The following is a 20,534-nucleotide window of genomic DNA, read 5'->3' as shown; positions in this document are numbered from 1 at the left end:
CTTCAAATTTGGTATAGATTGTTTTGCTATTCTTACATCAAAACCAACTAAGCATCCTATGAAACCTAACTTGAAAATTTTCCTTTTACTCCTATTTTTTAGTAATCCTCTGATGGGCTGGGCTCAGGAATTTGAGGTCTCAGGTACATTAAGGGATGGGGAGAGAAATGAGCCCCTGTCTTTTGTTCAGGTAGCGCTATTTGAATCTCTTTCTTCAGTGGATCCTATTGCCTTTTCAGATACAGATGACCAAGGGAAATTTACCCTCAAAGCTGATCAAGGGAGTTATGTCTTTAAGGCATTCTTTATTGGGTACAAAGATCTGGTCCGTGAAAATGTGAATGTGAATGGTAAAGTCTCTCTTGGAGAAATGGAGATGGAAAATGAGGCAGCGAATTTGGATGAAGTAGTGGTGCAGACGAGTAAGATGCCAGTTAGGTCAAGTTTAGAAGGAATAACCATTACTCCCGAAAATAATTTAGCAAATGCAGGCGGTACATTATTGGATGTATTAAGAAATACTCCTTCTATATCAGTATCCGAAGATGGATCTATTTCATTGAGAGGGAGTAGTGGGACGAATATTCTGATCAATGGAAGAAACTCTTCTTTGACCCAAAATTTGGATCAGTTACCAGCCAGTGCGGTGGAAGAAATCAAAGTGATTAATAACCCCAATGCTCGATATGATGCAGCTGCAGAAGGTGGTGTAATTGATATTGTTTTAAAAAAGGGGCAAGACTTGGGGACTCACGGTGGGGTTGAAGGTACTTATGGAACAAGAGGCCGATCAAATATAGGTGGAAGAATCAACCACCGAACAGAAACTTTTAATGTTTTTGGTGGATATAACTACAGAAACTGGAAACAGGTGAGTAGGAGAAGTTCTATTAGGGAGATTTTTGAAGATCAGGAAAGGTTAGAGCAAACTACCAATGGATCAGATCGTGAAAAAAGCCATAATCTGAATTTGGGAGCTGATTATTACTTTGGAGATAATGTGTTGAGTTATGAGGGTGTTTATCAATATGGCCATCAATTTCAAACAAACACCTTGTATTCAGAATTAAGTAGTCTAGATCCAAATGAATCTGAGTCATCCTATGACTATGTGCGTAGAAACAATGAAGATGAAATAGATGAAGGCTTGGACAATGCCTTAATATTCGAGCATAATTTTGACGATAAAGGGAATCTTCTTAGAGTCACTGCCAGCCATTCCTATAGAAATCAATATAAAACTCAGAGGATAGATATTTTTGGCAATTCCTTAGAAACTAATCCTGAGAATTTAACGGGTCAGGAAAAAGCCTTTACTGATGAAGTTAGGAATATTACGGTCTTACAGGCTGACTATATCAAGCCTTGGGAAACTGGACAATTCGAAACGGGTTTGAAATCCAATATCAGGAAGTTTGATAATGATTATCAATACTTCAGGTTTCAAGAAACTTCAGGTTCATTTGTAGAAGATCCTGCGATCAGTAACCAGTTTATCTATCAGGATCAGATCCATGCGGGGTATGGTATTTTTTCATCCAAAAAGGAAAAATTTGAATATGCATTGGGTTTGCGTGGGGAGTATACAAGGGTAGATACTTATCTCAAGAATACTGATGAGGAGAATCAACAGCGGTATTTTAATCTCTTTCCAAGTGTTCAGGGAATGTATAATCTAAATGAGAACCACTCGCTTAAGTTTACCTATTCGAGAAGAATCGATAGGCCTACCGCCTGGAGATTGAATCCTTTTCCAGATATTACAGATTCCTTGAATATTAGAAGAGGAAACCCCAACCTGAAACCTGAAATGATCAATTCCTTTGAAGTGGGGCATCTGGCGAACTTTGACAAATCTAGTTTTACCACCAACCTTTTTTATAGAAAAGTGAATGGGCAGCTGGATTTTATAACCATTGTCGAAGATGGAATATCCTATTCTCAGCCTGCAAATTTGCTTTCTTCTCAGTCTTATGGTTTGGAATTTATCGGAGTTTCAGAAATAAACGATTGGTATTCTCTGAATGGAGGTTTAACCCTATTTCGTATTGCAGTTGATGGGTCCAATATTGGAGAGGATTTTACTAATTCTGGGTTCTCCTGGAACGCCAAGCTTACTCAGGATTTCAAGCTCCCATATGGATTTAACCTGCAGCTCGTGGGTAATTATGATTCTCCCGAAGTGGAAGCACAGGGAAGAGATCTTGCCAGATACTCCATGGACGGAAGTATTCAAAAGTCATTCTTGAATGAAAAGGCAAGTCTTCTGCTGAGTGTGAGAGATCTATTCGATACGCAGCGGTTTGCCGGAGAAACATTGACAAGCACATTTTCTCAAGACTTTAGAGCCAAGCGAGAAACTCGTATTGTCTTACTGACTGCGCGGTATAATTTTTAAGTTACCGGGTCTATTGTACCGCCAAGCCACTCTTTGAATCTATTTACTCGATCCCTGCTTACGATTATTTCTTCTTTAAAAGAGAAGTTGGGATTTATTTTGAGTCTGCTATTGGAGTAAACTAATACGTCTTTGATCGCACTTAGGTGAACCATAAAACTTCGATTGACTCGGAAAAAGAGGGTAGGGTCAAGCATTTCCTCTAAGGACTCCATTTTATAATCTGTGATGAATTTTTTTCCATCTTCTAGGAAAAGGTAGGTGTTTCTGCCTTCCGTATTAAACAGACGAATAGAAGCGGTAGGGATGGTGTGAATGTGCTCACCGATTTTTACCATAAATCGGTCCTTATAGCTAGGCTTATTAAAATACTGCCAAAGCTGATTGTTCTGATTTTGGTTCAGAGCTTTTCCACTCAATTGCTGGAATTTGTCCATTGCTGCTTGAAATGCTGAATAGCGAATTGGTTTTACCAAATAATCAATCCCATTTGCCTGAAAAGCTTCTAGTGCATATTGACTGTGCGCGGTAATAAAAATCACTGGTTTGAAAAAGGAGACCTGGTCCAATGCCTGAAAAGAAAGCCCATCTTCCAGTTGCACATCTACCAAAAGCAAATCAGCTTCCTCTCCATATTTTGTTAGTAGAGGAACCGTATCAGCTATGGAGGAAGCTACTCCAAGGATTTGAGAATCCGGGTCATATTTTTGCAAAAAGTGACTTAATTTCTCTATTGCCGGAAGCTCGTCTTCAATCAGGATTACTTTCATTTATTAGAGTTTTGTTCTTGATATTTGGCTTTAAATGGCTGTTCTAAAGGAATATAAATAGAAAATTCACAAAGGTCTTTCCAATATAATTTGTCGTTTAACCAGCCGTACTGTGATTTTATCACTTTCAATGTGTTTTGAAGTAAATTAGTTTTGGTCAATGAAAAATTTGATTCAAAATTTAATACCAAGTGATTTTCTGCCAATTCCAAGCTGAGCGGGAGAGGCATTGATTCTGAAGAAAGCTGAGAATAGGCAATGGCTTCCAGTATTTTTGTCAAAGTTCGAGGTACGATCAACATATCATCACTTTCAGGAAGTGGGCTTAAACAAATGTTTTTGGAAACAAATTGTTTCAAAAAAATCTGGGTGCATTGCATTGCTCGCAGCTCTTCTTTTAGGGGAACCAGTTCTTCTTGATTTTTTAGAGAATGCCTATAAATGTCTGCGAGTAGTAGAATTCCCTCATCTGCCAAATCAAAGTTTTTTTCTTTGATACGTATTAAAATGGATTCCAGTCCCACTAGAAGAAACTCTGGGTTCATCATGTAGTGAAACAGGTCTTTATTCTTCTCTAAAAGTTCTTTTTCTTTTTTCTCTGAATCCAGTTCTTTCTGGAATTTATTGTGGATGTAATAATAGCCCGCGTAATGTCCTTGATACATCAGAGAAACAAAAAGGAAAAGACCATTAAAAATCTGTAATTCTCTGGTATAGACCCGAGGGTCTGTCATGTTTTCAAACCAAGAGAAATAAGATATAAGCATCCCGCTGGTAATTAGTAAGCTTCCGGCTATCGTAAAGACCAATAGCTTGATTACCTGATTTTTAAACTCAAAAGAGGAGGTGAGTTTTGACTCTAAAAAATGAATTAAAAGCCTGTTACCTTCCAGAATCAAATAACTGCAAACAATACAGAAAATTAGTTCCCGCGTAAAAAAGTCCTGAAGAGCCGTACCCACTGTGTCAAATGCCAGTAAAACACATAAATAAACAAGAGCTCCAACTCCCAAAGGAAGAAGCAATCTTGTCAGTGGATTATGTCTGAGAACCTTCGTCATTTTGAGCTATTCGAATGAGATACATAAGGTAAATACACATAAAAACAGGATGGTGTTTGTTCGATGGTAATCTCCTGTTTTCCATAAAGTTTGTATCTGGCTTTCAGATTAGGTAGTCCTATTCCAATGGAAGGAATTTGTTCAGGCTTGCGGGTAATGGTGTTGGTAACCACCACCTGATCATGGTCAGCTGTAATAGTGATTTTTAAAGGTTGTTCTTGACTTGCAACGTTATGTTTGAGCGCATTTTCTACTAAAAGCTGAATGGCCAAAGCCGGCAATTGATGCTGGATTACTTCTGGTTTTATTCGCTTTTCCATGATGACCTTATCTCCATATCGTACCTTCATCAGGTGCATATAGTTTTCTATGATCGATAGCTCCTGCTCCAGAGAATTCAAGTGTTGAATCCCATTTTTTATCAAATGATTAAAGTTAAAAGCCAGTTTTCGGATAAAACTTTCCGCCTGATTGGGGTTGGTTGTTATCAGGTTTGAAGCAGTATTAAGGGAGTTAAATAGGAAGTGGGGCGTTAACTGGGACCGAAGCAATTTGTATTGGAGTTCTTCTTTGTTTCGTTCGTTCCGCAAGTGTTGGATGGTGTTTTTTGAATATTGACTGTAGGCAATCCAGGAATAATTAATCCACACAATCAAAATAGAAACTATGAGTCCAATGATACTACCCTTTAAAGTTAAGCCCAGACTGGTCTCCAAGTTGGTATTATCCAGACCATAATTCATCAAATTTTCCAATAGATAGGAATAAAGGGCTAGTGTACCCCAAATCAGCAAAAGAAATAAAATGTATAAGCTTTCATTCCCACGCTCCCAAGAAGGATTTCTTTTTATTGCTCTACTTCCAAAATGAATTCCTAAGCCAGCGATTAAACTGATCAGTAGAAAAGCCCCTTGATACCAAGAGGCTGTTCCAAGCCAAGCTATCAATCCGCTGTTATATAACAGGTATATTCCCAGGCTGAGAGTCAATACGAAAGAAAGAATACATGAAAGTGTTCTTGACATGATAAGGAATCAAGTACTGAAACGAAATTTAATAAAACTCCTGTTTAAGAGGTACACCTTGTAATTTCGCCCAAAAAGTGGGAGGAATCGATGGTTTCTATCGCAGTTTCTCTGATTTTGGTTTTGATTGTCTCCGACCCTTGCTTTCTGCACAAGAAGGTCAACAGATCAGCTTTGAAGTGGTCGCTATCCATGCTTTTTACTCCCTCTAGAATAATCAAAGATCTTTTTTCATTCATGTTTCCTTTTTCTACAGCAGTTTTCAGCAAATCATTTTTGAAGTGATCTGAATCTATTGCTGGTATCAGCTCATCCACCATAAATTTTAGTTCCTGGTCTGAAAGTGAACTGAAGGAAATGCTTTTGGCGATTTCAGTCTTAAAATGATCACTATCTACCATTTTGATCAATTCAATGGATTCTTGACCTTTCCCTTCCATAACCTTGGTTTTGAAAATAGGCTTTAAAAGTTCTGTTTTGAAATGATCCGAATCCAGTGCGCCTATCGCCTTGTTTAGCTGATTTAAATCCTTGAAATAATTTGGAGAGACAGATTTATAAACTTCCAGTTGAAAATGGTCAGAATCGATCTCGGAAATAGTCTTGTCTATACAAGCTGAAATTTCGGCTTGGCTTAGATTTTTCTTCATGAGCAATTCAAGATATCTTGATTTGACAAAATCTCCATTCATTTGGTCCACCTGAGATAAAACGGCTTTAGCTCCTCCATTAGCATACAATCTATCCACTCTTTCTTCAGCTCCTAAAGTGGTGGAATTCATTAATTCTGGAAGAATTTCTGCAAGCCATGCCTTTCCGTCTGGCGTAAATGGTTTGCTCCTACCTCCTTCTTTGTATTCGTATTGTAGTTCCGAACCATCATTTTTGATGGTGATCGAGCGTGAGTTACCAAAAGTAGTTTTTTCAATTTTTATAAATCCTCCTGGAGAAATGCTGGAGATCGATTTGCCATCTTTACTGATCGCGATTTTCCCGTTGGATTCTACTTTTAGTTTTTTATTATCATCCTGATAGACAAAATTTTGGTTTCTACCATTGTTGGAAGTGCTGATGGTTTGTGCATTTAAGTACTGTAGGGAGGCTAATAGAATTAGAAGCATCCACAAAATGCGGGTTTTGGATGAGGTATTCATAGTTAATGAGCAAGTGATTTAAATTAATATCCAAATATGTTGGAATGCTCTTGGGGTTTAAAATGAAAAGTAACCAATTGTCGGATTCTTGGAATGAATCGTAGAATGTATGACTTGAAGCTTCGAGGCTAAACATGCATCGTTATTTATAGCAATAGTATTTTAACCAAATACAACCTTCAACTTGATGCATAAGCAAGTAGGCTAATGATGAAAATATTCCCTAAAATCCGGTCAGTCCACTAGTCTTGATTATTGATATAAAAGGATTCTTAGGCCATTGTTCGACTGAGAATTTTCTTTACCCCTTATAGTGCAGGATAGAAAAAGTTCGAATTAGCGCCAAATTAAAAAACCTATTTCTCATTTCTTTCTTCTATTCCCCAACATGTGCTCTTACTTAGAATCTGAATTCGATTGTAGTTTTCATAAAGCGGCAGAAAAGCAATGAAGTCAAATAATAATAGGTTAATTTAAAATTGAAATAAAAACCTGTAGACCAGTTGTTTGATAATTATAACTAGTCAGGAAATTAGTCAGTTTATGCAAGAGAATGGATTTTGGCTTTGGGAGTTTATGGGACGATTACACCCTTTGATCGTTCATTTCCCTATTGCTTTACTAGTGGTAGCTGCGGTTATGGAGCTATTTACCTTTGGTAAATTTAATTCTAAAATCAGACCTGGAATTTTGCTGTTAACAGCTATAGGTGCAGTGAGTGCTATACTTGCTGCTCCCATGGGATGGTTATTAGCTGCCAATGAGGGAACTAGTGGTGAGGTTCTTGATCTTCATAAATGGATAGGAGTAGGTACAGCTGTATTGAGTGGGTTTATTTTGTTGGTTCTTCCAAAAGGAGGAGGGAAGCTTAACAGGTCTCAAATAAAAGTATTTAGGAGTGCATTATTTGTAACGGCTATTGGTGTGTCAGTAACTGGCCATTTTGGAGGATCACTTACTCATGGGGAGGATTTTCTCACGGAAGTTTTACCAATCTCAAGTGAAGGAATGTCTATAGAAAGTGCTCCAATAAACCTGACAGTTTACCAAGAAGAACTTACGCCTGAAAAGGAGATGGAACTTATTGGTGAGGTGAGAATGGTCTTGGCTCATAATTGCTACAAATGTCACAGCGGAGCCAAGATTGAAGGCGAATTACGTTTGGATGAAAAGGAGTTTGTCTTTGCAGGAGGGGAAAACGGTAAAATTCTAATTCCTGGGAATCCTGGAGAAAGTGAAATAGTTCGCAGAATAAACCTGAATAAGAACCATGATGATGTAATGCCTTCAAAAGGCAATCTGCTTAATAAAAAAGAACGTGAGTTAATCGCACTTTGGATTGAAAAAGGAGCTCCCTGGCCTGATGGTGCTCCACAGCAATCGGTATTCCGAGTAGCTGAACTAGCTCCGAGAAAACCAACACTTCCAAGCGGTAAAACTGGTTTTGAGAATCCCATTGACCTTTGGGTTGATGACTATTTTAAAGCTAATAACCTGGAATGGAATGAGGTTGTAGATGATAGGACTTACCTCAAACGGATATATATGGATGTGACAGGATTGCTTCCAAGTCCTCAGGAATTGGAGGAATTCCGAAATGACCCAAGTCCACTAAAAAGAGAAATTTGGTTGGAAGAACTGCTTAACCGTAATGATGATTATGCTACTCACTGGCTGAGCTTCTGGAATGATGCGTTGCGAAATGATTACACTGGAACAGGTTATATCACTAATGGCCGTTTCAATATTAGCGATTGGCTATACACCTCATTGAGAGATAATAAACCTTATGACCAATTTGTCAAAGAACTAATTAACCCAACGGAAAAGTCCAAGGGTTTTATAGCTGGCATTAGATGGAGAGGAACAGTGAATGCCAGTCAAAGAACTGAGATGCAGGCTGCTCAAAATGTGGGACAAGTGATTTTAGGTCTAAACCTAAAATGTGCCTCCTGCCATGATAGTTTTGTATCGGATTGGAAGCTGGAGGAAGCCTATGCATTTGCCAATATTTTTGCGGACTCGACTCTTGAAATTAGCCGATGTGAAATCCCTACAGGTAAAATGGCAAAAACAGAGATCTTATGGGAGGAGCTTGGTAGCATAGATAGTACCGCCACCAAGGCAGAAAAGCTTCGGCAGCTTGCTGACAAATTGGTTCAACCGGAGAATGGTAGAATGTATCGTACTATCGTCAACCGAATCTGGAAGCAGATGATGGGAAGAGGGATTGTCGAGCCTGTGGATGAAATGGATAATGAACCATGGAGCCAGGATTTACTCGATTGGATGGCATCGGAATTTGTAGATAAGGGTTATGACTTAAAAGCCTTAATATTTCAGATAGCCAGTTCCAAAATCTATCAATCCCAATCCATCGGTTATGGTAGTTACGATGAGGTTATGGCCGATGATTTTAAATTTAAGGGGATGGTTAAAAAGCGCATGACAGCTGAAGAGTTTTCTGATGCTGTGAGTGGCATTGTTTATCCACTTTTTTCGCAGGATGACATAAAATACAATCCTTATGAGCTGCAAAGACCTGAACTTCCAACACCATCTTTTGCAAGAGCAGCACTCGTTGCAAATAACCCATTCCTCAAGGCATTAGGAAGACCTAATCGGGAGATTGTATCCACAAGTAGAGATACGCAAGGAAGCTTACTGCAGGCTTTAGAGCTGACAAATGGTGAAAGGTTAAATACAGCTTTACAAAAAGGAGCCAAGCAATGGAGTACCCAATTTGAGGATCCAGAAAAGCTTACGGAAGAACTTTATCTTAAAGCTCTGAACCGGAAACCCAATGAAAAGGAGCTGACAATAGCATTGGAATCATTAGGCGAAAAGCCAGATGCTGCCAAGATTCAGGATTTATTCTGGGCGGTTATTTTGCTTCCAGAATTTCAGATGGTTGAGTAATAGTGGATCGTGGATTTTAAACTATTGATTTTCAGTTAGGTAAGATCTCTTATTGAAGTTTGGAAACAGGAGTCAGGCCTTAACAACACTATTGTGAAAAACAATTACAAAAGAATTAGAATTTAGAAAAACGATGAGTACAGGATTGAATAGAAGAGAGTTTATTAAAAGGACTAGTTCAGCGGCTATGGCAACCATGGGTATGGGGGCTCCATTGGCAGGGCTACTATCTTCCTGCGGTGTTGACAAAATCCCTGCTACAGCTGATTCAGTGATATTACTTTTTATGGCTGGTGGAATGGCCCACACAGAAACTTTTGATCCTAAAAAATTTACGCCATTTCGGAAAGGAATGGAGTCTAAAGAAGTGTTGAGCACTTTCCCCTCCATACCTACAGCATTAGACGGAATAAAATTTTCTGAGGGTTTGGAGTCCATTGCAGATGTGATGGACAAGGGTACTTTAATCCGATCTTATGTCGCCGCAGACTTAGGACATATTTTACATACTCGCCACCAATATCACTTTCATACTTGTTATGAACCCCCACAATCGGTAGTTGTCCCACATTTGGGGGCATGGATTTCTAAGGAGCTTGGCCCTCTTAATCCTGTTATCCCTTCATTCATTAATATTGGCCAACGCTTCTCAGTTGGAGAAGGGGAGGAATTGAAGGCATTTCATAGTGCTGGATTCCTCGGATCAGAGCATGGGCCATTCTTAATTCTTGATCCAACTGCTGGTTTGGATAGTGTTCGACCTCCAATCGGAATGTCTACTTCTCGTTTTGAGTCTAGAAACAAACTTTATCATGACCTTCTTTCTTCAGGACCAATGGGGGAGTATGGATCTGACTACCAAAAAGAGTCTTTAAAACGATCGATGGAGCAGGCCTATATGCTTCTCAATTCTCCGGAATCTAAGGCTTTTGATTTGAGTCAGGAGCCTAAAGAAAGTTACGATCGCTACAATACAGGTAAATTTGGGCTAGGCTGTTTGCTAGCAAAAAGACTGGTTAATCAAGGGGCACGATATATTACAGTAACTTCAGAATATGAGCCGTTTATGGGATGGGATACCCATGACAATGGGCACACACGACTTAAAGACATGAAGAAAATGATTGATAAGCCCATTGCTCAACTTATTTCTGACTTAGATGAAAGCGGGAAACTGGATAGGACATTGGTGATAGTGGCTTCTGAATTCAGCCGAGATATGATGACAGAAGGTAGGCCTGGATTGCTAGTTAAAGAACAGGTAGAAGTTCCAGATATTATTGAAGACATGAAGAATTACGGTATGCATAAACACTTTACAGATGGCTGCTCCATGTTACTTTTTGGAGGAGGTATCAAAAAAGGTCATGTATTTGGTAAAACTGCTGACGAACGTCCCTGTAAGAGCATAGAAAATCCTATAAAAATAGATAGCATACATCAAACAATTTACCACGCATTAGGTATCGCTCCAGATACAAATTATGAAATCGAGCAACGTCCTTTCTATACCACCCCCGATGGGCATGGTAAAGTTGAATTTGATTTATTGCAGAATAGTTAATCCTAGATTCTTGTATTGTTTTTGTGTTTAAAAAACAAAACCCCGAATACAATTAAGTAAACGGGGTTGGCGTGGGCCCACCTGGGCTCGCCCCGAAAGCTTTCGGGGGCAGGGACCACCTGTCCCGACGTGTCGGGAGAGTCAGGTGCTCATAATGTTTGTTGGATCAAGAGTGATTGCATGTCTAAGTTTTCTTTTAGGTCCCTGATAAACTTTGCACTTTTCATTTTTTTGATCTTTAACTCCATTCTACGGGCATGGGAATAGGACTGGGCTTCCAGCAGGAGGTAGAGTTCCCAATCAGTTGCCTTTGCAGTAAATCTATGTGCTCCATATTGGTGCTTGTTATGCTTTTCGATTCTAAAATGGACAGGTTCCTGGGTAATTTCTGTGTAGAATTTATTCAAGGAAGGACTAAAAATAATGTAGCAGACCGACATCTGTTAAGTACAAAAGAGTCAAAAATAAAAAAGGCTGGAAACTAATCCAGCCTTATTGTGGTGGGCCCACCTGGGCTCGCCCCGAAAGCTTTCGTGGGCAGAGACCACCTGTCCCGACGTGTCGGGAGAGTCAGGAGCTCATATTGTTTGTTGGATCAAGAGTGATTGCATATCTAAGTTTTCTTTTAGGTCCCTGATAAACTTTGCACTTTTCATTTTTTTGATCTTTAACTCCATTCTACGGGCATGGGAATAGGATTGAGCTTCCAGCAGGAGGTAGAGTTCCCAATCAGTTGCCTTTGCAGTAAATCTATGTGCTCCATATTGGTGCTTGTTATGCTTTTCGATTCTAATATGGACAGGTTCCTGAGTAATTCCTGTGTAGAATTTATTCAAGGAAGGACTAAAAATAATGTAGCAGGCCGACATCTGATAAGCGCAAAAGAGTCAAAAATAAAAAAGGCTGGAAATTAATCCAGCCTTATTGTGGGCCCACCTGGGCTCGCCCCGAAATCTTTCGTGGGCAGGGACCACCTGTCCCGACGTGTCGGGAGAGTCAGGTGCTCATATTGTTTGTTGGATCAAGAGTGATTGCAAGTCTAAGTTTTCTTTTAGGTCCCTGATAAACTTTGCACTTTTCATTTTTTTGATCTTTAACTCCATTCTTCGGGCATGGGAATAGGATTGAGCTTCCAGCAGGAGGTAGAGTTCCCAATCAGTTGCCTTTGCAGTAAATCTATGTGCTCCATATTGGTGCTTGTTATGCTTTTCGATTCTAATATGGACAGGTTCCTGGGTAATTCCTGTGTAGAATTTATTCAAGGAAGGACTAAAAATAATGTAGCAGACCGACATGTGTGAAGTGCAAAAGAGTCAAAAATAAAAAAGGCTGGAAACTAATCCAGCCTTATTTTGGTGGGCCCACCTGGGCTCGAACCAGGGACCACCTGATTATGAGTCAGGTGCTCTAACCAACTGAGCTATAGGCCCCAAAATTAAAACCTCTTGGTTTTGGCTTCTATAAAGCTTTTAACCTTGGTTTTGGGAGTGCAATGTTACATATTTGAAGTCAAATACACAACACTATTTCTGCATGAAAAATGCTCTTGACGCGGATTTTTTGATTTTTGACCTGGGAAATGTCATCATCGATATTGACTATCAAAAATCTTTGAATTTAATTAAATCAGAACTTCCTGAAATTCACCATGATAAGGTGGATTCTTTTTATATCACTGATTTTCATAAAGATTATGAGAAAGGACTCATAGATTCAAATTCTTTTAGAAATAAAGTGAGATCTTATTTTTCCCAAGATTGGGAAGATCAAAAAGTTGATGATCTATGGAACTCTCTTTTGATGGAAATACCAGAGGAACGAATTGATCTCATCAAAAAGCTGAAGGAACATTACAAGCTAGGTATTTTAAGTAATACCAATGAAATCCATATACTCGAAGTATATAAAATGCTTCAGAAAAAATTCCAACTCCCAGATTTTTCACCTTTAGTTGACCATGTGTTCTTAAGTCATGAAATGGGGGAGTCAAAACCTTCGGCAGCCATTTATCAAAAGATGTTGAATGAATTGGGAGCAGAGCCGGAAAGAGTCGTGTTTTTTGATGACTTGGAAGCAAATATCAAAGGAGCAGCAGATATGGGAATCCAGGCGGTCCACGTGACAGGTCCTGATGTCATTTTTGATTACTTAAAACATGTATAGTAAGAAGGAGTATCTAGTCCATGGACTGTTGTTTATACTGACGCTACTTACAGCAACTTTAGCAGGTGGTGAATGGGTCTATAGTAAATCAATTCTAGCCTCCGGAGAGGATTTTTTAAGTATGGATTATTTCTGGAGATCTACCGCTTTTTCGATTTCCTTCATAGGTATTCTGCTAATTCACGAGTTAGGGCATTTTTTCACTTCACTTTATCATAAAGTAAAATGCTCTCTCCCTTTTTTCATTCCTGTATGGCTCGGGTTTATTGGGATCCCTTCGATTGGAACCTTTGGAGCTGTGATTAAAATGAAAGGGATGGTTAACAGCCGGAAGAAATTCTTTGATATTGGTGTTGCGGGTCCTTTGGCAGGTTTTGTAGTGGCTTTGGGCTTATTAGTCTATGGTTTTTCCACGCTTCCTCCCGCTGAGTACATTTATGAGGTTCATCCGGAATATGCAGATCCCAACTTTGAAGGGTATGGGGAAGAGGTTTTGAATTTTGAGTTGGGAAACAATCTCTTGTTTTGGGGACTAGGTGAGCTTTTTGGTGATCCAGAGAGGATTCCTTCCATGGGAGAGGTGATTCATTATCCATTGTTATTTGCAGGTTATTTAGCACTGTTTTTTACGGCCCTTAACTTATTGCCCATTGGTCAGCTGGATGGGGGACATGTGATATTTGGATTGTTTCCAAAACATCATCAAGAGATATCATTGATCGCTTTTACCGGTTTTATCGGCTATGCAGGATTGGGCTTTATTACTCCTTTTATGGAGTTGGAGGATTTAATGTTGATGGGGCCCTTGTATTTGGGCTATCTGTACTTGTGTTATAGCAAATCGAACTTAAGTACTCAGAATAAATTGACTTTGATTTTGACTATTGCTGCTGTCCAATATGCGATTGCATTTTTTAACCCAGAATGGGTGGGGTACCAAGGTTGGTTGTTTTTTGCCTTTTTACTCGGGAGAGTGATGGGCTTAAGACATCCTGAAGTTTCGGGATATAAACAATTGAGTACAAATAGAAAAATTATAGGTTGGGTAGCAATCCTTATTTTCTTGATAAGCTTTGCCCCAAAGCCATTTATTTTCACATAAAAAAACTCCCCGAAGGGAGTTGAATTAAAGATTTCTATAGGCCATGATTCCGCCTAAAACATTTCGAACTTTTGAAAATCCTTTGGATTCTAAGAATTTTTTAGCGTTTCCGCTTCTAGCACCAGATCTACAATGAACTAAGATTTCATCATCCTTGTACTTTTCTATTTCATCTAGACGGGTAGGTAAATCAGCCAAAGGAATATTCATAGCTCCTAGGTTGTCATCTTCATATTCCCATTCTTCACGAACGTCTAAGAATACAAATTTATCCTTCTTTTCCAGTCTTGCTTTGAGGTCTTCTACAGTTATGTCTTCCATTTTTTATCTAACTAAAATTCGAATTGTTTGCTGTTCTGCTTCAGAACTTACTTTTACCAAATAAATCCCAGGCCTTTGGCCAGTAAAATTAATAATTTCTCCTTCTTCTGTCTGTTCTCTTTCTAGAAAAATCTCCCTTCCAAAAGAGTCAAAGATTGCTAAGTCTCCAAAGCGTCCTTCCAAATGTAGAAAGCTGGTTACTGGATTTGGGAAAATTTTGATTCTTGCTTCTGGTGCAATTGTCTCCTCATAAGGGGCTTCTAAAGCGATATGAGGACGAATCATTAGAGATCCGCTTACTTCTTCATTCTCCACCCAGGTTCCTACAATATTGTAGAATAACTTATCACCATGATCAACAGACTTATCTAAACCTACATGAATAAAGTCATTAGTAAATTGTGCAAAGCCTACATAAAATTCTCCTGAAACCTGAATATTGGTATCCAATGAATAGTAAAGGAATTCCTGTCCTGCATCTTTTACCGGGATTAAATCCTCTCTTCTAAAAATGGGTTCTGTCTCCAGATCTTCCCAGACAAGGATATCGATGGCCTGATTTGCTTGGTTTGCGTTGGTGAAGTTGATAGAAATCCCTTTTAAAAAAACATCTGTAGGCGTATCATATTTGACAGCGAGCATTCCCGACTTTTGGTTAATTCCGGCAGCATAATCTGCTGATCCATGATCATATGCAAAGAAATCCTGAATAGGGAAATAAGTTCTTACAGTATCATTGATCCTGAAATCTACTTCTGGATAATAGGTCGTGTCACCATTGGAAATGGAAAACAACTCTTGATCTCCAGTTGTTAAGTAGGTTGTGAACTCAATGGAAGTCGCTTTTTCTGCGTTTGGCACTTCCTCAAAGTTCAAGCTTTGAAAGGTTCTTCGTTCTCTTGAGTTGGGAACGGGATTAAAAGGAGTATTACTGTTGATAGAGACGATGGAATTACTCAAAGTATCTTTTGCCAGAATAGAGTATTCCATGGCTCTAAATCTATCTTCTAAATTCAAGAATTGATTCTGAACGCTGTCCCATTGTCCAGTTTGTTGACTATTCAGTAGTTCGAATGGATAGGCACCATAGTCTCCCAAACTTACCAAGTTGGATTGGGTAAGGCTTCGATCTTTATAGGTGATATCATCTTCAGAACGATCTTCATTTAAATAAATATAATCTAAAAGCCAGCTGTCAAAAGGTCCTACTTGTCTTCCTTCTGCTGTAAACCTAAATTGAAATTCCTCATGTTGAAATTCTTGGTTTACCTGAATTATTTCTTGGGTAAACACCGTTCGGTCCAGGGTGTCACCTCCCAATTGGTGCCAGATAGTGATCCATGCCCCATCTTCATTTAAGAATTGAAGTGAGAGTTGATCGTTTTTGTCCGGGTATTCTGCTTTACCTCCTGGTTGCCAGAAAAAACTCAAATAAAGAGAGTTCGAGTTAGTTTGACTCAGGTCAAAGGGTTTGGAGGTTAGTTGATCTGTAATACCATTATCCCTTTCTGATAAAGAATAAGGCTTTCCATTTTCATTCACTCCATTGAATAGCAGTTGTCCAATGGAAGGCGGGTTTACTCCAATTGTTTCCGTATAAGAAACGCCTGAAAGTTCCCATTTTAAGGTGTCTACTCCTTGGGAAAAGTCGTCCCAAAAGGGTAGGGTATTCCCTTCAAAAATTCTAGAATTGCTTTTAAAATCGAGATTTGAAGCAGTTTTTATTTGATGAATAGGGGCGAATTCAACAATCTGAGCATGAGTCTCTAATATCAACCCTAAGTTGAAAAAAAGAAAACATGCACAGACTATATTTAGGCGATTGCCCATTCAATTAAAAATTTTCTTTAGAGATCCATAATTCTATTAGTTCTCCTGTTTTTACTTGTGTTCCTGCTGGAGGGCTTTGTTTGAATATTTTGCCTGCAGCAACCGTGTCATTTTCGACAAAGTTTTTATTTCCAACTCTTAGACCTGATCCTAAAATTAAAAATTCTGCATCAATTTCGTCCATATTGGATAAACTTGGTACTTCTAAAATTTGATTTCCTAATCCATCGCCAACCACTAAGTCAATCCTTGCACCTTTAGGAATTTCGAAACCTTCAGGAACATTGACACCTCTATATTTTTGCTCCAAAACGACATTGATCCCAATATCCGGAACATAAACAATATCACCTCTTTCAAGCCCCATATTTGACAAGATCTCCTGAACATTCTTCAAAGGTGTATTTACCAAATTAGGCATTTTCAGCATTGGTGCATTTCTAGCATTTAAGGTTAAATACACCTTTCTACCAGTTTTTACCTGAGAATTTGCTTCAGGGAATTGTTTTAATACGGCATAGGGCTTTTGATCTGTGCTGAAGCCTGAATCTACTGAAACTTCATATTCCAAGCTGGCATTTTCTAATATTCCTTTTCCTTCTTCAAAAGTATAGCCATTTAAATTAGGTACAGATACCGTCTCTCCATGATTGGTATACATCGGAAGGTAAACTTTCAGGAATAGAAAGCCCAGTAGGACCGATATACCGATGACAATAAATAAATTGATTAAGACTTTCTTCATTGATATACTGAATGAACTCGTTTTTGTAATACGATAGCTAAAGATACATGGGAAAATCAAACCCTACAACGAAGGGTTTCCCAAATTCTGTTTAATCCCAAGGCAAAAAATAAGCCGAAGTAGAATCTTCGGCTTTAATTATGATTAATTAATGATTAAACGTCTGGTTTCACGTACAGTATCGCTGGTGATTTTAATAATGAAAACACCTTTTGAAAACATCTGGGTACTGAAAGAATAGGTCTGGTTTAAAGTTTTTGGGAACTCCAATTCCTGAACGACCATTCCCGAACTTGATATAATCTGAATATTGACATCTTCAAATTGAGCGAAGTTAAAGGCAATATTGAAAATATCCTGAGCAGGGTTAGGGTATAAGATCGACATACCTTCTCCTGGGATGACAGGGCTTGGGTTAGCTTCCTTAAAGAGCTCAATATTGTCAATGTAAACAGGAGTGTCATTATCACTTCCTGCAATGATTACGAATGCCAATCGCACCTCTGTATTGTTTGTGCCTGCAAACTCTGTTAGGTTCACATATTTCCTTGCATAATCTCCAGGACTATTTGGATTGGCTTCTCCTACAGAAACAGTAGATAATTCTGCACCTGTGGCTTCCAGAGCTACCTCATAAGTTTCTCCTCCATTGGAGCTAGCAAGGACAAGAAGTGTTGTATTGTTACTCACTTCACCTACTGCCAAATCAAAAAAGACACTGGCTTGTCTGCGGTCGCTTAAATCAAATATTGAAGTACCTAACCAATAGGAATTGCCTTCTACTTGATTTTGAAGTCGAGCCACATTATTCGGACCTTCTCCGCTAGAGATAGGTACAATTTCCCAGGCAGTGCCATCATTTTCAGGATTAATGGTTTGATATTCAGGGTTAAGACTGGTTGAATTATTGAAATTTTGTCTCCATGGAGCTTCGATAGTATTAGCATCTTCAATAATGTAACGTCTAAGGCTATCTGCATTTCCACCGTTTTGATCAAAGTTAGGTAGGCTGACCTTCATGTTCATCACATTTTTTCCTGCCCTGGTAGTATTACTTCCCGAAAGAGTAAAGCTTTCTCCAGGTTCCACGGAGGCACCACTAGCTAAGAAGGTCTGTTCAGCGCTTCCATTTGTCTTTCTTGAAAATAAGAACTTCGATATGGGAAGGTTTCCAGTATTTCTCAGTAGCACTGTTTCTACTTCCTGACTTCCATCAAGAATAGGAGTAGGTGATAGCAATTCAGTGATTTCTAGTTTGTACCGGAACTGTTCATTAGGTAATACCCTGATGTTTTTAATGTACAAGTTATTTCCAAAAGCATTTTGATTGATAAAGGCAATTCTAACTGTTCCTAAATCTTTAAATGCATTGAGATTTACAATTTCTGTTCTGAATTGGGATCCTGTGGTCGGAACAAACTCATCAAGAGTTGCATCCACTGTCTCCAAGCTTTGTCCAGATTTTTGATAAGTCGCTGAAGCGAGGTCAAATGTGTTTCCACAATCCTGAGAGATTGCTACAACTAATTGATCTTCAAAGCCCGATTGATCATAATTAGCATAAGCCAATTCAAAAACCAGTTGTGCATTCGGGTATTCTTCTAAATTGATTAGCGGTGATATCAAATAATCCAATTCACCAGGAGCCTCATAGTTATAATTGGAGATACTGGCCACCGGTTGACTCACCCCTGAGATGCTCATGTTTTTGACTTCCCAAGTCATTCCTTCGTCAGGATTTTCTACATTAAATTCTCCTGGGAAAGTCGAGAAGTCAGCTGTATATGGCAACGTAACCTCCTGTTGAAGTTTTGGATTGGAGGTTTTTGTGTTATTAGAAAGATTTTCATCACTCTGGTCATTTGCTTGAGTAATGGTGAACTCTACGTTTGTTCCGGATGGAATTAAATTAAAGTCAGCAAAGCTCAACATAGCCGTTTCACCAGTTTCGATGCTAAATGTGAATCTCTTACTTTCTAGCAAACTACCATTTCTTCTCAACTCCACTCTGCCAGAAGTCAATCTGTTATTTCCAGCATTTAAAACTTCAATCTGTGGACTTACAGTAACTCCACAAGCAAAATCTGTAGGTTCGATAATTCTGGAAATAGCCAGGTCTAAATCTAATAATTCAGGTTCTTTGGTTGCTCTGTTATTAATTAGGGTAACTCTTCTTGGGCTGTTTTCTAAAACCACATTGAATCGATCCACCTGACCTTGAGTAAATAAATTCATACAGGCATCAGGAGTATAGTCCATAAAGTTTTGGATCATATCTGTAGATCCGCAGCTTTCTCTGGAAATGCCTGTACTACAGCTATTATTTGAGCTGTCTTGGTTTGGAGTATCGGCAACAAAATCATCCACGTTACATCCACCATCTCCCCATATATGTCTTAGGCCAAAATAATGTCCAACCTCATGGGTAGCTGTTCTTCCTTTAGATGAGTTGACAGCATTTCCAACCGAACCAAAAAAACGGTAATCAATGGTAACTCCATCTGTTATAGAGGAAGTTGGAGGCGAATTTAATCCAGGAAGGTCTGAAATTGGGAATGAACCATAACCAATGTAAGGGCTAACCAAGGTAGTTACATACAGGTTTAGATATTCTTCTGGATTCCATTGAGATAACTGCCCTATGAGGGTAGCGTCTGTATTTGGATCATAAGAAGATTTAGACCCTTGCATTCTTACGATTCCATCAGTAGGAAGTCCATTAGGGTCCTGTTTTGCTAAAATAAATTCAATATTAGCATCAGCAGCTACAGGAAGAAATTCTGCTGGGGTATTGGCAGCATCTTGATTCATCCTTCTGAAATCCTCATTTAGAATTCTGAGTTGATCTAAGATTTGACTGGTTGGAACGTTTGCTCCAACACCCTCTGCTGTTCCTGAATGGATAACATGGACAACTACAGGTATTAAGCGAACCTCTTCGTTTGTCCTGGCATTTAATTGAGGATTAGATTTACGAGCCTCTATCTTTTCATCAACCCAGTTTTCAAAGTATTCTTTGGTTCCAAAGAAACCAAGTTCCTTTTCCTGTTTCTCCTCAATCAAAACATGAGCACATTTCCCTAAATGAGAATGACTGTGTTCTAATTGACCAGTTACATCTACGACTTTAAACTGCTGGCTAAAGAGTGGGGTGAATGCAAAAATAGCTCCTGTAAGGAGCATGATGGCCTTTGAATAAAACCGTAAACCTTTTTTCATTTAATAGAATATGTTAGGCAACAGTCAAATTGATAGCCTCAACCTTAGTAATTTCTGGGATTGCTCTTTTGATGGCGTCTTCTACTCCAGCCTTAAGAGTCATTGAGGACATAGGGCAAGAGCCGCATGAACCTAACATTTCGATACGGAGCACCATATCTTCAGTTAATTCTACGATCCTTACATTTCCTCCATCTGCTTCTAGATATGGGCGAATAGTATCTAGAGCAAATTCTATTTTATTTTTTAGTTCAGTCTGCATT

At 38.8% G+C, this 20,534-nt stretch carries 17 protein-coding genes and 1 tRNA gene; 5 read left to right on the top strand and 13 right to left on the bottom strand.

The window, feature by feature from the left end:
* Nucleotides 1-58 precede the first annotated feature (58 nt).
* Entirely contained in the window at nt 59-2,398 is a 2,340-nt protein-coding gene (locus tag ALPR1_RS13690) for an outer membrane beta-barrel family protein (RefSeq protein WP_040303638.1), read from the top strand.
* Here ALPR1_RS13690 and ALPR1_RS13685 read toward each other — a convergent pair.
* From ALPR1_RS13685 to ALPR1_RS13670, 4 genes are read right to left on the bottom strand one after another with little or no spacing between them, the layout of a single operon-like run.
* Complete coding sequence (locus tag ALPR1_RS13685) at nt 2,395-3,168, bottom strand: LytR/AlgR family response regulator transcription factor (RefSeq protein ID WP_008201532.1); 774 nt, start codon at nt 3,166-3,168, stop codon at nt 2,395-2,397. The two genes, ALPR1_RS13690 and ALPR1_RS13685, sit on opposite strands and share 4 nt — an antisense overlap.
* The gene (locus tag ALPR1_RS13680) at nt 3,165-4,229 is read right to left on the bottom strand and encodes a histidine kinase (protein WP_040302844.1); all 1,065 of its coding nucleotides are present in this window, start codon (nt 4,227-4,229) and stop codon (nt 3,165-3,167) included. The genes ALPR1_RS13685 and ALPR1_RS13680 overlap by 4 nt, the downstream gene beginning before the upstream one ends.
* On the bottom strand, nt 4,226-5,254 hold the full coding sequence (locus ALPR1_RS20395; protein ID WP_008201530.1) for a sensor histidine kinase: 1,029 nt from the start codon (nt 5,252-5,254) through the stop codon (nt 4,226-4,228). Before ALPR1_RS20395 ends, ALPR1_RS13680 begins: the two co-directional genes overlap by 4 nt.
* 44 nt (nt 5,255-5,298) lie before the next feature.
* Entirely contained in the window at nt 5,299-6,375 is a 1,077-nt protein-coding gene (locus ALPR1_RS13670; RefSeq protein ID WP_153231817.1) for a hypothetical protein, read from the bottom strand.
* 576 nt (nt 6,376-6,951) lie between these two features.
* Between ALPR1_RS13670 and ALPR1_RS13665 the strand changes: the two genes are divergently transcribed.
* The gene (locus ALPR1_RS13665; RefSeq protein WP_008201527.1) at nt 6,952-9,327 is read left to right on the top strand and encodes a DUF1549 domain-containing protein; all 2,376 of its coding nucleotides are present in this window, start codon (nt 6,952-6,954) and stop codon (nt 9,325-9,327) included.
* 133 nt (nt 9,328-9,460) lie between these two features.
* Nucleotides 9,461-10,891: a DUF1501 domain-containing protein gene (locus tag ALPR1_RS13660; protein WP_008201525.1), complete on the top strand. Its 1,431-nt coding sequence runs from the start codon at nt 9,461-9,463 to the stop codon at nt 10,889-10,891.
* Nucleotides 10,892-11,040: 149 nt separating this feature from the next.
* Here ALPR1_RS13660 and ALPR1_RS13655 read toward each other — a convergent pair whose 3' ends face one another.
* The 4 genes from ALPR1_RS13655 to ALPR1_RS13640 form a co-directional block, all read right to left on the bottom strand.
* Nucleotides 11,041-11,331 (bottom strand): GIY-YIG nuclease family protein, encoded by a 291-nt coding sequence (locus tag ALPR1_RS13655; protein ID WP_008201523.1) that lies wholly within the window; start codon nt 11,329-11,331, stop codon nt 11,041-11,043.
* 138 nt (nt 11,332-11,469) lie between these two features.
* Nucleotides 11,470-11,760 (bottom strand): GIY-YIG nuclease family protein, encoded by a 291-nt coding sequence (locus ALPR1_RS13650; protein ID WP_008201522.1) that lies wholly within the window; start codon nt 11,758-11,760, stop codon nt 11,470-11,472.
* A 135-nt stretch (nt 11,761-11,895) separates the two neighbouring features.
* Entirely contained in the window at nt 11,896-12,186 is a 291-nt protein-coding gene (locus tag ALPR1_RS13645; protein ID WP_008201520.1) for a GIY-YIG nuclease family protein, read from the bottom strand.
* 58 nt (nt 12,187-12,244) lie between these two features.
* Nucleotides 12,245-12,321 (bottom strand) — tRNA-Ile (locus ALPR1_RS13640).
* A gap of 103 nt (nt 12,322-12,424) precedes the next feature.
* Between ALPR1_RS13640 and ALPR1_RS13635 the strand changes: the two genes are divergently transcribed.
* Nucleotides 12,425-13,054 (top strand): HAD family hydrolase, encoded by a 630-nt coding sequence (locus ALPR1_RS13635; RefSeq protein ID WP_008201518.1) that lies wholly within the window; start codon nt 12,425-12,427, stop codon nt 13,052-13,054.
* Entirely contained in the window at nt 13,047-14,156 is a 1,110-nt protein-coding gene (locus ALPR1_RS13630; protein ID WP_008201516.1) for a site-2 protease family protein, read from the top strand. Before ALPR1_RS13635 ends, ALPR1_RS13630 begins: the two co-directional genes overlap by 8 nt.
* A gap of 24 nt (nt 14,157-14,180) precedes the next feature.
* Here ALPR1_RS13630 and ALPR1_RS13625 read toward each other — a convergent pair whose 3' ends face one another.
* From ALPR1_RS13625 to ALPR1_RS13605, 5 genes are all read right to left on the bottom strand, one after another.
* Nucleotides 14,181-14,477 carry a rhodanese-like domain-containing protein gene (locus ALPR1_RS13625; RefSeq protein ID WP_008201514.1) on the bottom strand — a complete coding sequence of 99 codons (297 nt, stop codon included), beginning with the start codon at nt 14,475-14,477 and terminating at the stop codon, nt 14,181-14,183.
* Between the two features lie 3 nt (nt 14,478-14,480).
* Nucleotides 14,481-16,307, bottom strand: coding sequence for a T9SS type A sorting domain-containing protein (locus tag ALPR1_RS13620; protein WP_008201513.1), 1,827 nt, complete (start codon nt 16,305-16,307; stop codon nt 14,481-14,483).
* Nucleotides 16,308-16,311: 4 nt separating this feature from the next.
* Nucleotides 16,312-17,052, bottom strand: a complete 741-nt coding sequence (locus tag ALPR1_RS13615; protein WP_008201511.1) for a PASTA domain-containing protein — start codon at nt 17,050-17,052, stop codon at nt 16,312-16,314.
* A 144-nt stretch (nt 17,053-17,196) separates the two neighbouring features.
* Entirely contained in the window at nt 17,197-20,271 is a 3,075-nt protein-coding gene (locus ALPR1_RS13610; RefSeq protein ID WP_040302842.1) for a T9SS-dependent choice-of-anchor J family protein, read from the bottom strand.
* Nucleotides 20,272-20,284: 13 nt separating this feature from the next.
* Nucleotides 20,285-20,533: a NifU family protein gene (locus ALPR1_RS13605; RefSeq protein WP_008201507.1), complete on the bottom strand. Its 249-nt coding sequence runs from the start codon at nt 20,531-20,533 to the stop codon at nt 20,285-20,287.
* Nucleotide 20,534: the final 1 nt, after the last annotated feature.

The sequence above is a fragment of the Algoriphagus machipongonensis genome (assembly GCF_000166275.1).
GTDB lineage: Bacteria > Bacteroidota > Bacteroidia > Cytophagales > Cyclobacteriaceae > Algoriphagus > Algoriphagus machipongonensis.
Note: the sequence above shows the minus strand (reverse complement) of the source record. Positions and strands in the feature narration are given on the sequence as shown.

Coding starts and splice junctions, on each gene's coding strand:
- ALPR1_RS13635 (WP_008201518.1), top strand. CDS start 12,425: ATGAAAAATGCTCTTGACGCGGATTTTTTGATTTTTGACCTGGGAAAT.
- ALPR1_RS13660 (WP_008201525.1), top strand. CDS start 9,461: ATGAGTACAGGATTGAATAGAAGAGAGTTTATTAAAAGGACTAGTTCA.
- ALPR1_RS20395 (WP_008201530.1), bottom strand. CDS start 5,254: ATGTCAAGAACACTTTCATGTATTCTTTCTTTCGTATTGACTCTCAGC.
- ALPR1_RS13645 (WP_008201520.1), bottom strand. CDS start 12,186: ATGTCGGTCTGCTACATTATTTTTAGTCCTTCCTTGAATAAATTCTAC.
- ALPR1_RS13690 (WP_040303638.1), top strand. CDS start 59: ATGAAACCTAACTTGAAAATTTTCCTTTTACTCCTATTTTTTAGTAAT.
- ALPR1_RS13650 (WP_008201522.1), bottom strand. CDS start 11,760: ATGTCGGCCTGCTACATTATTTTTAGTCCTTCCTTGAATAAATTCTAC.
- ALPR1_RS13605 (WP_008201507.1), bottom strand. CDS start 20,533: ATGCAGACTGAACTAAAAAATAAAATAGAATTTGCTCTAGATACTATT.
- ALPR1_RS13615 (WP_008201511.1), bottom strand. CDS start 17,052: ATGAAGAAAGTCTTAATCAATTTATTTATTGTCATCGGTATATCGGTC.
- ALPR1_RS13665 (WP_008201527.1), top strand. CDS start 6,952: ATGCAAGAGAATGGATTTTGGCTTTGGGAGTTTATGGGACGATTACAC.
- ALPR1_RS13625 (WP_008201514.1), bottom strand. CDS start 14,477: ATGGAAGACATAACTGTAGAAGACCTCAAAGCAAGACTGGAAAAGAAG.
- ALPR1_RS13610 (WP_040302842.1), bottom strand. CDS start 20,271: ATGAAAAAAGGTTTACGGTTTTATTCAAAGGCCATCATGCTCCTTACA.
- ALPR1_RS13630 (WP_008201516.1), top strand. CDS start 13,047: ATGTATAGTAAGAAGGAGTATCTAGTCCATGGACTGTTGTTTATACTG.
- ALPR1_RS13685 (WP_008201532.1), bottom strand. CDS start 3,168: ATGAAAGTAATCCTGATTGAAGACGAGCTTCCGGCAATAGAGAAATTA.
- ALPR1_RS13680 (WP_040302844.1), bottom strand. CDS start 4,229: ATGACGAAGGTTCTCAGACATAATCCACTGACAAGATTGCTTCTTCCT.
- ALPR1_RS13655 (WP_008201523.1), bottom strand. CDS start 11,331: ATGTCGGTCTGCTACATTATTTTTAGTCCTTCCTTGAATAAATTCTAC.
- ALPR1_RS13670 (WP_153231817.1), bottom strand. CDS start 6,375: ATGCTTCTAATTCTATTAGCCTCCCTACAGTACTTAAATGCACAAACC.
- ALPR1_RS13620 (WP_008201513.1), bottom strand. CDS start 16,307: ATGGGCAATCGCCTAAATATAGTCTGTGCATGTTTTCTTTTTTTCAAC.